The sequence below is a fragment of the Neisseria sp. RH3002v2g genome, assembly GCF_014596425.2.
Lineage (GTDB): Bacteria > Pseudomonadota > Gammaproteobacteria > Burkholderiales > Neisseriaceae > Neisseria.
On sequence record NZ_CP110721.1, the window covers coordinates 222312 to 235705 of the forward strand.

Consider the following 13394-nt stretch of genomic DNA (forward strand, 5'->3'; position numbering starts at 1 on the left):
AGCAAATCTTAACAAAACGAAAGGCAAATCATGTCTGCGCATTCACAACAAAATCATACTCCTGCGCTGGTTGTCCTAACCACACTCTTTTTCATGATGGGTTTCATTACCTGCATGAACGATATTTTGATTCCGCATTTGAAAGATATTTTCGACCTGACTTATGTTCAGGCAATGCTGATTCAATTCTGTTTCTTTACCGCTTATGCGATTATGTCGATTCCGATGGGTTATTTGGTCGGCAAAATCGGCTATAAAAACGGCGTGATTAGCGGCTTCGTATTGACTACCATCGGCTGTCTGCTCTTCTATCCTGCTGCCGGCAGTCATTCTTATGCAACTTTTTTGGGTGCATTGTTTATTTTGGCTTCAGGTGTAACACTGTTGCAAGTAGCGGGTAACCCTTATGTGACCCTGTTGTCTAAACCAGGTAAAGAATCTGCAACACTGACTTTGGTTCAGGCATTTAACTCTTTGGGTACGACCATTGCTCCGCAAATCGGTGCATTCCTGATTTTGGCTGATGCAACACAAACTGTCAGCAAAGCCGAGCAAATTTCTTCCGTTCAAATTCCGTATTTAGGGTTGGCCGGTTTACTGATTATTTTGGCTGTGTTTGTCAAAATGATTCGTTTGCCTGATGCGCGTAAAATTGCCGAAGAAGAGAGCGAACATAACCATGATGGCAAACATAGTGTTTGGCAATACCGTCATTTAGTTTTTGGTGCGGCCGGTATTTTCTGTTATGTCGGTGCGGAAGTATCCATCGGTTCTTTATTGGTCAGCGTGTTGGGCTATCTGAAAGGTTTGGACCACGCATCTGCCGCGAAATATTTGTCGTTCTACTGGGGCGGTGCAATGGTCGGCCGTTTCTTAGGCTCTGCCATCATGGCGAAAATTGCGCCTAACCGCTATTTGGCATTTAACGCTACTGCTGCTGTTGCCTTGTTGGGCGTTGCTATGTTGGCAGGTAAAGCCAGTGCGGATATTGCGATGTGGGCATTGTTGGCCATCGGCTTTTTCAACTCCATCATGTTCCCAACGATTTTCTCTTTGGCAACCAAAGGTCTGGGCCGATTCACCAGCAGCGCTTCCGGCGTATTGTGTACTGCGATTGTCGGCGGTGCGGTTGTGCCTGTGGTACAAGGTTGGGCTGCGGATACTTACGGCTTGATGATTTCTTTCGTTGTATCAGCGATTTGTTATGTCTATATCGTCTTCTTTGCTATAAAAGGCTACAAAGCTGACGAATAATCTATCCTGATAACAGGCCGTCTGAAACCTTATGGGATTTCAGACGGCCTTTTGACTTTGTGGCATAATGATTTAAATGACAGGAGGAAAAAATGGCCAAAATCATTTTGCTGCATGGCTTGCATATGCATTCGTGGGTCATGAGACCGCTAGCGTATTTGCTGGAACAAGAAGGTTTTGAAGTTGCGCTGTTCGATTATTGCAGTGTGTTGCACGCGATGAATCGGCATGTTGAGGACTTGGCCCGATGGATTGATGAGAATCATGCTGATGAAACGCTGCACTTTGTCGGCCACAGTTTGGGCGGCTTGGTTTTACGCAATTTTGCGGCGGCATATCCGGATAAAGTCAGCGGCCGTATCGTTACCATGGGTACGCCGCACCAAGGCAGCCGGGCTGCGCAACGTGTGCTCAATTTGGGTTTGCAAAAGCCGGTATTGGGCGGCTCTTACAAAGGGGCGTTGGACGGCAGTATGCCTGAGTTGCCTGTCGGTATTGAGCTGGGCAGTATCGCCGGTAACAAACCGTATGGTCTGGGCCGTGTTTTAGGTTTGCACGGCGAACATGATGGTACGGTTTTGGTCAGCGAAACGCATTGTCCGAATATGCGCGATCATGTCGTTTTGCCGGTCAGCCATAGCGGTATGCTGTTCAACCGCAAAACTGCCGGACAGGTGGTGGCATTTTTGCATGATGGATATTTTAAAAAGCAATAAAACACCATTTATTCTAATTAAAAAATATTTTATTCTAAATAATTCGTTTATTTTAAAGAAAATGGCAAGGATTTGTGAGCGTTGTTTTCGTAAAATAATCAGCAGGCCGTCTGAAACCGGTTTTTCAGACGGCCTGTTATGCTAAAATCTGTTAAATACTTATTAAAAAGGCAAAGAACAATGTTTGCTTTCAAATCCTTACTCAATATGCCGCGTTTCGAGGCCATTGCGGTGGCCTTGGCTTTGGTGGCGGCAATGGGTTATACGATTATTTCGCTTGAATGGCTGCCGCATATGTCGATTGTGACGGCGATTGTGGTCTTGCTTTTGTACGGCTTGATGCGCGGCTTGAAATATCAAGACATGCAAAACGGTATGATCGGCGCGGTCGGGCAGGGCATGGGCGCGATTTATCTGTTTTTCTTTATCGGCCTGATGGTCAGCGCGCTGATGATGAGCGGTGCGATTCCGACGCTGATGTATTACGGTTTCGGATTGATTTCGCCGACTTATTTTTATTTCTCGGCGTTTGCGCTTTGCTCGGTCATCGGTATTTCTATCGGCAGTAGTTTGACGACTTGTGCGACTGTCGGCGTGGCCTTTATGGGGATGGCGGCTGCATTTCATGCCGATATGGCGATGACGGCAGGTGCGATTGTGTCGGGCGCGTTCTTCGGCGATAAAATGTCGCCGCTTTCCGATACGACCGGTATTTCTGCTTCGATTGTCGGCATTGATTTGTTCGAACACATCAAAAACATGATGTACACCACTGTACCTGCGTGGTTGATCAGTGCGGCCTTGATGTTGTGGCTCTTGCCCAATGTGGCTGCGCATGACATGAACAGCGTCGAAGCTTTCCGCGCGCAATTGGAAGCAACCGGTTTGGTGCATGCTTATTCATTGATTCCGTTTGCTTTATTGGTCGTCCTCGCCCTGATGCGCGTCAATGCCATTGTGGCCATGTTGTTTACCGTTGTGGTGGCGCTGATTGTGACTTACTTCCACAGTACGCCTGATTTGAAACAGCTGGGCGCGTGGTTTTACAGCGGATACAAACTCGAAGGCGAAGCATTCAAAGACATTGCCCGCTTGATTTCGCGCGGCGGCTTGGAAAGCATGTTCTTTACGCAAACCATCGTGATACTCGGCATGAGCTTGGGCGGCCTGTTGTTCAGCATTGGTGTGATTCCGTCTTTGTTGGAAGCCATTCGTGCGTTCCTGACCAATGCCGGACGCGCTACTTTCAGCGTGGCCATGACATCGGTCGGCGTCAACTTCCTGATTGGTGAACAATATTTGAGTATTCTGCTTTCCGGTGAAACCTTTAAGCCGGTTTATGACAAACTCGGCCTGCATTCGCGCAACCTTGCCCGTACGTTGGAAGATGCGGGTACGGTCATCAACCCGTTGGTGCCTTGGAGCGTCTGCGGCGTATTCATCAGCCATGCCTTGGGCGTGCCTGTTTGGGAATACCTGCCTTATGCCTTCTTCTGCTACTTGAGCTTGGCTCTGACGCTGGTGTTTGGCTGGACAGGGCTGACTCTGAGTAAAAAATAAACAGTAGGCTGTTTGATCATCAGGCCGTCTGAATGTGTTTCAGACGGCCTGCTTTGTTTGAAGCAGCCCCATCGGATATAATTGCCGCGCCATATAAAAACAATTCCAACCATGAACAAACAAATCCGCCAAGAAATTTTCGAGCGTTTCCGCGCTGCCAATCCTCATCCGACTACCGAGTTAAATTTCAGCTCGCCGTTTGAGCTGCTCATCGCCGTTTTATTGTCTGCTCAGGCGACTGATGTCGGTGTGAACAAAGCGACTGCCAAGCTCTTTCCCGTTGCCAATACACCGCAAGCCATATTGGATTTGGGGCTGGACGGCGTGATGGAATACACCAAAACCATAGGCCTCTACAAAACCAAATCCAAACACATCATGCAGACTTGCCGTATTTTGCTGGAAAAATACAATGGTGAAGTGCCTGCCGACCGCGAGGCTTTGGAATCTTTGCCCGGTGTTGGCCGGAAAACCGCTAATGTGGTATTGAATACTGCATTTGGGCAACCTGTTATGGCGGTCGATACCCATATTTTCCGTGTGGCCAATCGCACCAAAATCGCGCCGGGCAAAGATGTGCGCGAAGTTGAAGACAAGCTGATGCGTTTTATTCCCAAAGAATTTTTGATGGATGCCCATCATTGGTTGATTTTGCACGGTCGCTATACATGTAAGGCTTTGAAACCGCAATGCAGCAAATGTTTGATTAATGATTTGTGCGAATATCCTGCAAAAATGTAAATAAAAACAGATAAAAAAAGGCCGTCTGAATTTCAGACGGCCTTTGATTTGGCTGTGATTAGTCGGCAACTGCCATCAGGCTGGCATTACCACCGGCAGCGGTAGTATTGATACTGCAAGAAATTTCTTCAAATACTTGCAGAATGTCCAGACCTTGTTCGGAAGGCAGGATACGGATGAGCGCACCGTCGCGGCCAGCCAACTCTTGTTTGCGCTCGCTGCTCAAAGGCTCGATAGCGGCAACATGGCTGATGCCTGCGTTTTCAGGTTTGCTGTTGACTTGCAACAAACCGTCCAAATCGGCTGAGTAGGAAGCCAATGGGCTGTTAGGCTCAACAACGGTTTGGATGCCTGCGGCTGCCAGCTCGGTTAGGGCAGAGAAGGCTTGCAGCAGATTGCCGCCATGTACCCAAACGCGTTTTGGAGAGCGCCAGCTCAATGAGTTGCGTTCGCCGGTCGGGCCGACCAATACGGTTTCGGCTTTGCGCAGGGTACGAACGCGGGCGTGACCCAAAGCTGCGGCTGCGGCTTTTTTCTCTTCGGCGTTAAACGGCAGTTTGTGAACCAGGGTTTCCAAACGTTTGAGCGCGTCTTCGTCTGCTTGACCGATGCGGCTGAGGGTTGGGGCAACCCATTCAGGAGTACGTACCAGGCGTTGCAGATAGAATGAACCGCCTGCTTTTGGACCGGTACCGGACAAGCCGTGACCGCCGAAAGGTTGTACGCCGACAACGGCACCGACGATGTTGCGGTTAACGTAGATGTTACCGGCTTCGATGCGGTCGCGGATGTGGTCGACAGTGCCTTCGATACGGCTGTGTACACCACTGGTCAGAGCATAGCCTTTGGCGTTGATTTGGTCGATGAGTTGATCCAATTCGCTGGCGCGGTAGCGGACAACGTGCAGTACAGGACCAAACACTTCGCGTTGCAACTCGTTCAGGTTGTTCAATTCAAACAGGATTGGACGAACGAAGGTAGAGTTGTTGTCATCAACGTCGGCGGCAGTTTTGATTTCGTGGTAAGCCTTCGCTACGCCTTTCATTTTGTTGATGTGGGCCAACAGGTTTTGTTGGGCTTCAGCATCGATGACGGGACCGATGTCTGTGGTCAGTTGGATCGGTTTGCCGACAACCAGCTCATCCATTGCGCCTTTGATGATGTTGATCATTTTATCGGCAACATCTTCTTGAACGCACAAGATACGCAGGGCGGAACAACGTTGGCCTGCGCTGTCGAAGGCAGAGTTCAATACGTCGAGGCAGACTTGTTCCGGCAGGGCGGTAGAGTCCACGATCATCGCGTTTTGACCGCCGGTCTCGGCAATCAGGACAGGGCTGTCGTCGCGTTTGGACAGTGCTTTGTTGATCAGGCGCGCTACTTCGGTAGAACCGGTGAAGATCACGCCGCCGATGCGGGCATCGCCGGTCAGGGCGGAGCCGACATCGCCTGCGCCGAGTATGAGTTGCAGCGCAGAAGTCGGAATACCGGCTTGATGCATCAGGGAAACGGCGTAAGTGGCAATCAGGCTGGTTTGTTCGGCAGGTTTGGCGATAACGGTGTTACCGGCAGCCAGGGCGGAAACGACTTCGCCGGTAAAGATGGCCAATGGGAAGTTCCATGGGCTGATAGCAACGATTGCGCCGACGGCTTTGGCATCTTTAGGCAGGGTGTTCTCAGCTTCGTTGGCATAGTAGCGGCAGAAGTCAACGGCTTCGCGTACTTCGGCAACGGCGTTGTTCAGGGTTTTACCGGCTTCGCGGACGGCCAGCATCATCAATGCAGGCGTGTGTTGTTCCAACAAATCGGCAAAACGGCGCAGGCAGTCGGCGCGTTCTGAAGCAGGTTTGGCGCTCCACTCCGGCAGGGCGGCAACGGCTGCGCCAATAGCTTCTTGAGCCAAGGCTGCATCGGCAAAGCTGACAGTGCCGACAATATCGTTGTGGTCTGCAGGGTTGCGGACGGGTTGCGCTTCGCCCACGTTACGCGCTTCGCCATTGACGATAGATGCAGCGTGGAAGTCTTCGGAAGAAGCTTGGTTGAGTTTTTCTTGCAGGTTTTGCAATACGTTTTCGTTGCTGAAATCGACGCCTTGGGAGTTCAGACGGCCTTTGCCATACAAATCGCGTGGCAGAGGCAATGCCGGATGCAGGTGGATGCCTTGTTCGGCGATGGTGTCGAACGGGCTCTTAATCAGGCGGTCGATGCTGATGTTTTCGTCAACGATTTGGTTCACGAAAGAAGAGTTCGCACCGTTTTCCAGCAGACGGCGTACCAAGTAGGCAAGCAGGGTTTCGTGTGTGCCGACCGGGGCATACACGCGTACGCGGCGGCCTAAGTTTTGCGGGCCGACCACTTGGTCGTACAGGGTTTCGCCCATGCCGTGCAGACATTGGTGTTCGAAGTCTTTGCCTTTACCCATTTGGTAGATTGCGCCCAAGGTGTAGGCATTGTGTGTGGCAAATTGTGGGAACACGGCATCTTGTGCATCCAAGAGTTTGCGTGCGCAGGCAAGGTAGGAGATGTCGGTGTGGACTTTACGGGTGTAAGTCGGGTAGCCGTCCATGCCGTCTACTTGGGCCCATTTCACTTCGCTGTCCCAGTATGCGCCTTTAACCAAACGGATCATCAGTTTTTGGTTGTTGCGGCGGGCCAGGTCGATCAGGTAGTCGATAACGAACGGGCAGCGTTTTTGGTAGGCTTGAACAACGAAACCGATACCTTTGTAGCCGGCCAAGTCAGGATCGGAAACCAAAGCTTCCATCAAGTCCAAAGACAATTCGAGACGGTTGGCCTCTTCGGCATCGATGTTGATACCGATATCGTATTTTTTACCCAAAAGGAACAATTCTTTCAGGCGCGGCAGCAGTTCGCTCATCACGCGTTCGTGTTGGGCGCGTGAGTAGCGTGGGTGGATGGCGGAAAGTTTGACGGAAATACCGTTGCCTTCGTAAACACCTTGGCCTGCGGCATCTTTACCGATGGCGTGAATGGCTTGGACGTAGTCGTTGTAGTAGCGGTTGGCATCTTCTTCGGTGTATGCGGCTTCGCCCAACATATCGAAGGAGAAGCGGTAACCCATTTTTTCGCGCTCTTTACCGTTTTGCAGCGCTTCTTCAATGGTTTGACCGGTGACGAACTGTTTGCCCAGCAGGCGCATGGCGTAGTTAACGCCTTGACGGATCAGGGGCGCGCCGCCTTTGCTGATCAGACGGCTCAATGCGGAACTCATCTGTTTGTCGTTTGTCGCGGTCAGTTTGCCGGTAATCAGCAGACCCCATGCGGCCGCGTTAACGAAGAGGGAAGGGCTGTTGTTCAAGTGGCTTTTCCAGTTGCCTTCAGAGATTTTGTCGGCAATCAGGCGGTCACGGGTGGCATTGTCCGGAATACGCAGCAGGGCTTCGGCCAGACACATCAGTGCAACACCTTCTTCACTGGAGAGGGAAAACTCATGCATCAAGGCATCTACACCGCTGGCTTTGGTACGGCTGGCACGGACTTGGGTAACCAAACGACGGGCAAGCTCGGAAGCGGCGTTGCGCTCTTCGTCGGTCATCTGTGCACGTTGCAACATATCCTGTACGGCTTCGATTTCATCGCGGCGGTAGGCATCGGTTATCGCTTGGCGCAAAGGAGTTTGTGTTGGAAAAGCAAAGTTAAACATTATTTAAGTTCTCCAGAGGTTTTTTCATGATTTCAGACGGCCTGGATAGGATTGCTAAAACAGGTATTCTGAAGGATAGTAATATCGTAATAAATTTATGATGCGGATACAAGATGCATCCGCATAAATTGCTGTTTTTTCTGATAAGTATCAGATTATTTTGAGACAGTTTATGTCGTAAAAACGGCCTGCACGGAATCATGCAGGCCGTCTGAAAACACCTTATTTAGAGGCGCGGTATTCTGCGTCTGCTTTTTCAAAGCGTTCTTGCAATTCGTGTGAAGGTTTTTTGTCGATCAGGGACACCAAAACAATCACGAGTGTGCAAATGATAAAGCCTGGAACGATTTCATAGACAGTAGCGAAACCTGTTTCTTGTGCGGCCAAAGCAGGTTTTTTGATCCACTCGGCCCAAACCACTACAGTCAGTGCACCTGCAATCATGCCGGAGAGTGCGCCGTAGGCAGTAATGCGTTTCCACAGTACAGACAGGATAACGACCGGGCCGAATGCGGCACCAAAACCTGCCCATGCGTAAGCCACCAAGCCCAATACTTTGCTGTTAGGGTCAGAAGCAATCAGGATGGAAATCACGGCAATCGCCAAAACCATCAGACGGCCAATCCATACCAACTCGGCTTGTTGTGCTTTTTTACGCAGGAAGCCTTTGTAGAAGTCTTCGGTAATCGCGCTGGAGCAAACCAACAATTGGCAAGACAGAGTGGACATTACGGCGGCGAGAATCGCGCTCAAGATGATACCGGCAATCCAAGGGTTGAAGAGCAGGGTGGCCAAGGCGATGAAGATACGCTCGTGGTTGCCGTTCATTTCATCAACGTGGGCAGGGTTGGCACCGAAGTAAGCGATACCGAAGTAGCCGACAGCCACGGCACCGGCCATACACAGAATCATCCAAGTCATACCGATGCGGCGTGCAGAAACCAGGGATTTGGCACTTTCGGCAGCCATGAAGCGGGCCAAGATGTGCGGTTGGCCGAAATAGCCCAAGCCCCAAGCCGCGGTGGAGATAATGCCGATGACGGTCGTACCGGCAAACAGGCTGCCGTATTCTTTACCGGTAGAGGCAGCGACTTGTTGCATAGCGGCATTCATTTGATCTGCACCGCCCAAGCCCAAGTACACCATTACAGGGGTCAGGATCAATGCAAAAATCATCAAAGAAGCTTGCAGGGTATCGGTCCAGCTTACGGCCAAGAAACCGCCCAAGAAAGTATAGGCGATGGTTGCGCCGGCACCCAGCCACATGGCTTGAGTGTAAGACATACCGTGGAACAGGCTTTGGAACAGGGTAGCACCGGCCACAATGCCTGAAGCACAGTAAATAGTGAAGAAGAACAAGATAATCAGTGCGGAAACCACTTTCATCAAGTGACCGCCGGCACCGAAGCGGTGGAAGAAGTAGTCAGGAAGCGTCAGTGCGTTGTTGGCGTATTCGGTATGCACGCGCAGGCGGCCTGCAACCAAAAGCCAGTTGAAGTATGCGCCTACAATCAGACCAATGGCAATCCAAGCTTCATTCAAACCGCTCAGGTAAATGGCACCGGGCAAACCCATCAAGAGCCAACCTGACATATCGGAAGCACCGGCAGACATCGCGGTCACGAACGGGCCCAAGCTGCGGCCGCCGAGGATGTAGTCGTCGAAGTTGCGGGTTGAAAAATAGGCGGCAAGGCCGATCAGTAATACGGCGACCAAATAGATCGCGAAAGTGATATACATGGGATTCATGTACTTATTCCTCATCTAACTTTTAAAACGGGTTTTGAAATTGCAAGCAATTCATACCCAAACTTTTTTCTAATAAAAATACAGCTTAAAAATCCTGTTTTTTGCGAGAGAGACAGGATAAATTATTTTCAAATACAATAAAATACGAAATCTTAATGCATTAAATTGTAAATAATTTAAACCAGCATACCGTAAAAAGTCGCTTTTGCAAAGCGAAGAACTCAGCCTTTATTCGAAATTGATGCCGCCTTTTGGCTAAGTCATTTAAAAACATAAAAATATATAAATTTTTACCGATGATGACGAAGGAAAGTGTGTGAAACTATCTTTCCTGATGTTTTTTGGGGATTAAAGAGAAAAAGTAATTAAACGACTTGGACTTTCAGACGGCCTTGTGCAGAAACCTCGTATCTGTGTCGGGCAGATACGGGGTTTTTAGAAAAAGGCTACATCAAATAGAAAAATCGTCTTTTAGTAAGTGTTTGTAAGCAAAGAGATAAGAGGCTGCGACAAAGGATGATCCGCCCAGGACGTTGCCTAAGAAAACGGGAATCATGTTGTAGAAAAATTGACCCCAGCTGACATTTGCGCCCGCCCAAATGCCGGCCGGGATGATGAACATATTGGCAACAAAGTGTTGAAAGCCGATTAACACGAAGATCATAACCGGGAACCACATGGCCAAGATTCGTCCTGAAGTATGGCGTGCGCCAAAATAAAACCAGATGCCCATACACACCATCCAGTTACATGCGATGGCGGAAACGAATGCGCGGCCGAAGTCCATATTGACTTTGGCTTCGGCAATGGCAATGGTTTTCGCTGTGGCCGGTCCTTCGGCAAGGCCGACGTAGTGGCCGAGGAAATAGGCCATGGCTACGGCGCCTGCCAGATTGCCCAAGCTGACAATCAGCCAGTTGCGCACCAGTTTGTGGGTGCTGACTCGGCCGGTCAATCTGCCCAAAGCCATAATCATCATATTTCCTGTTGCCAACTCGCCGCCGCCGATTAAGATACAAATCAGTGCGATAGGGAACACGGATGCGCCCAACAGGGCGGCCAGACCGTTCCATTCGGCAGGAATGCCGCTGATGACGCGCAGGCAGGCAAGATAGCCGAAGCCGACATAACCGCCGCCCAAGAAACTCAAAATCACCAACATCTTGATGCTGAATTCAGATTTGGCGCAACTCTTGCCGATGGCGTCCTGCAAAATTTCATGAGGGAACAGGTCTCGTGTATCCATGAAGTTTCCTTAAGGTTAATATAAGAATAAAAATATCTTTCTTTATCACGCGGATGGCGAGTTTGCCTGAGAATATGGCGGACAGGAAATAACGGCTGATTGTAAGGATAGAAGCGTAGGTTATATATTGGCAGCCGATGTGTGAAAGGCCGTCTGAAAGCAATACTTTCAGACGGCCTTTAGATGGGGGAATGGGAATTATAAGCGCGTTACACTTAAAACGCCTTTGATGTCGCCCAGACTGGCCAATACGCGCGGCAGGTCGTTGACTTGGCGGACTTCAAGGGTAAAGCGCATGCTGGCTTCCAAATCGCGTGATTGGGTTTGCACCGCGGTAACGTTGAGCTTGTGCCGCGCCAGCGCATCAGATACGTCGCGCAGCAAACCGGAGCGGTCTTGAGCGCGGATTTCAACATCGACGGCAAACACTTGTCCTTCCTGCAGGGCTGCCCAGCTTGCGTTCAACACTTTTTCCGGAGCCTGCTCGGCAAGGTGGCGGAAAGAAGGGCAGGTGCAGCGGTGGACGGAAATGCCGCGGTCGCGGGTAACAAAGCCCACAATATCATCGGGCGGCGCGGGTTTGCAGCATTTGGCAAGCGTGGTCATCAGGCCGTCTTCGCCGTCAATCAGAATGCCGTTTTTACCGCCTTTTTTGATTTTGGACTGTTTGACGATATTGGTCTCGTCAACCGGTACGGGAGCTGGTTCGATCAAAGCGCCGCAGGCCTTACTGATGGCGCGGTTGGAAATTTCGCCCTGACCGATGGCCGTATAGAGTTCGTCGGTTTTTTTGAAGCCGAGTTTTTCCGCCAATGCTTGCAGATTGGGTTTGGGGAAGATTTTTGACAACTGTTTGTCCAGTTGGGCCCGGCCTGTTTCGCGAACGGTATCCGCATTTTGCTGGCGGATGAAGGCACGGATTTTGCTAATGGCGCGGTTGGATTTGACCCAGCCTTCGTAGAGCCAGTTGACGGAAGGATTGCCTTCTTTTGCAGTAATGATTTCAACGCGTTGTCCGTTTTCCAAAGGCGTGGACAGCGGCACGATTTGTCCTTCGACTTTTGCACCGCGGCAACGGTCGCCTACGCTGCTGTGCAGGGCGTAGGCAAAGTCGATGGGGGTGGCGCCCGTAGGCAGGGAGAGGACTTTGCCGTGCGGGGTCAAAACATAAATCGTGTCGTTGAAAAGTTCGGTTTTGAAGGCGGCGGCGAGGTCTTCCTTGCCGCTTTCGGCCATGTTTTCGCGCCAGTCCAAGAGTTGGCGCAACCAGGCGATTTTCTGTTCGTAGGCGGAATCTCCCTTGCCGCCTTCTTTATAACGCCAGTGGGCGGCGACACCGAATTCGTTGAATTGGTGCATGTCGAAGGTGCGGATTTGGACTTCCACGCCTTTGTCTTCCGGGCCGACGATAACGGTGTGCAAACTTTTATAGCCGTTGCCTTTCGGGTTGGCGATGTAGTCGTCGAACTCGCCCGGAATCGGCTGCCAGAGGCTGTGGACAATACCCAGCGTGGTGTAACACTCGGGAACGGTGTCGACCAAAATCCGTACGGCGCGGATGTCGAACAGGCCGTCGAAAGTGAGCTTTTTCTTCACCATTTTTTTGTAAATGGAGTAGATGTGCTTCGGTCTTCCGGCAACTTCAAAATGAATATTGTATTTTTTCAGTTCCGTACGCAGGATATTGAGGAAGTTTTCGATGTATTCGAGGCGCTCGGTGCGCTTTTCGTCCAAAAGCAGGGCGATTTCGCGGTATTTTTCCGGCTCTTGATGGCGGAAGCCTAAATCTTCGAGCTGCCATTTGAGTTGCCACACGCCCAAGCGGTTGGCGAGCGGGGCAAAAATGTCGAGGGTTTCTTTGGCAACGGCACGTTTTTCAGGATTGTCGGGAACGTTGCTTAAGAATTGCAGGGTGCGCGTGCGCATCGCCAGTTTGATCAGGACGACGCGGATGTCGGTAACCATCGCCAACAGCATTTTACGCATGGTTTCGGCTTGTTGGGCGCGCTCTTCCGGCGTGGCAAGGCTGTCCACGCGTGCGAATTGGGTCAGTTTTTGTACTTCGTCTACGCCTTTGACCAGCTCGCAAACGGTGCTGTTGCAGCGTTCGGTAACCAATTCTTGCCAAGTGGGAACGTATTTGCCGATGTCGGACAAAATCGTAGCCGCCACGGCATCGGGCAATAAGTCGAGTTCGCTGACGATTTGCATCGAACCGAGGAAATGTTCCATTAAAGGCTCGCCGTAAGTCGTTAGGGCATCGGCGGGATAATGTTCTTTAGCCAGGTCAAAGGCCGTCTGAATCAGGTTTTTATCGGGATCAGGCAGCGCGGCAACATAGCCGTCGAACCATGCGAGGAGGCCTTCCAGCGTTACGCTCGATGTTTGGGGCGTTTGGCGAATAGTGGTCATGGCGTGCGTTTTTTTCTTTTTGATAAAAACGTTGCCATTGTAACAGTTTATT

General features: G+C 50.7%; 8 protein-coding genes. 4 read left to right on the plus strand and 4 right to left on the minus strand.

Annotation, left to right across the window (positions count from 1 at the left end; translation table 11 throughout):
- The first annotated feature begins 30 nt into the window (after positions 1–30).
- The 4 genes from BBP27_RS01090 (at position 31) to nth (ending at position 4271) form a co-directional block, all read left to right on the plus strand.
- On the plus strand, positions 31–1254 hold the full coding sequence (locus BBP27_RS01090) for a sugar MFS transporter (RefSeq protein WP_188211427.1): 1224 nt from the start codon (positions 31–33) through the stop codon (positions 1252–1254).
- A 92-nt stretch (positions 1255–1346) separates the two neighbouring features.
- Complete coding sequence (locus tag BBP27_RS01095) at positions 1347–1970, plus strand: alpha/beta fold hydrolase (protein ID WP_188211428.1); 624 nt, start codon at positions 1347–1349, stop codon at positions 1968–1970.
- Between the two features lie 180 nt (positions 1971–2150).
- Positions 2151–3530: a Na+/H+ antiporter NhaC gene (nhaC, locus tag BBP27_RS01100; RefSeq protein ID WP_049348810.1), complete on the plus strand. Its 1380-nt coding sequence runs from the start codon at positions 2151–2153 to the stop codon at positions 3528–3530.
- Between the two features lie 111 nt (positions 3531–3641).
- Positions 3642–4271, plus strand: coding sequence for an endonuclease III (gene nth, locus BBP27_RS01105; RefSeq protein ID WP_049336266.1), 630 nt, complete (start codon positions 3642–3644; stop codon positions 4269–4271).
- Between the two features lie 58 nt (positions 4272–4329).
- On the opposite strand, the gene putA is transcribed toward nth, so the two are convergent.
- The 4 genes from putA to BBP27_RS01125 all read right to left on the minus strand — a co-directional run bounded on the left by putA (position 4330) and on the right by BBP27_RS01125 (position 13342).
- Positions 4330–7935: a bifunctional proline dehydrogenase/L-glutamate gamma-semialdehyde dehydrogenase PutA gene (gene putA, locus BBP27_RS01110; RefSeq protein WP_188211429.1), complete on the minus strand. Its 3606-nt coding sequence runs from the start codon at positions 7933–7935 to the stop codon at positions 4330–4332.
- Between the two features lie 222 nt (positions 7936–8157).
- Positions 8158–9684: a sodium/proline symporter PutP gene (gene putP, locus BBP27_RS01115; protein ID WP_188211430.1), complete on the minus strand. Its 1527-nt coding sequence runs from the start codon at positions 9682–9684 to the stop codon at positions 8158–8160.
- Between the two features lie 451 nt (positions 9685–10135).
- Positions 10136–10930: a formate/nitrite transporter family protein gene (locus BBP27_RS01120; RefSeq protein ID WP_036493807.1), complete on the minus strand. Its 795-nt coding sequence runs from the start codon at positions 10928–10930 to the stop codon at positions 10136–10138.
- 198 nt (positions 10931–11128) lie between these two features.
- Positions 11129–13342, minus strand: coding sequence for a RelA/SpoT family protein (locus BBP27_RS01125; protein ID WP_188211431.1), 2214 nt, complete (start codon positions 13340–13342; stop codon positions 11129–11131).
- Between the last annotated feature and the right edge of the window lie 52 nt (positions 13343–13394).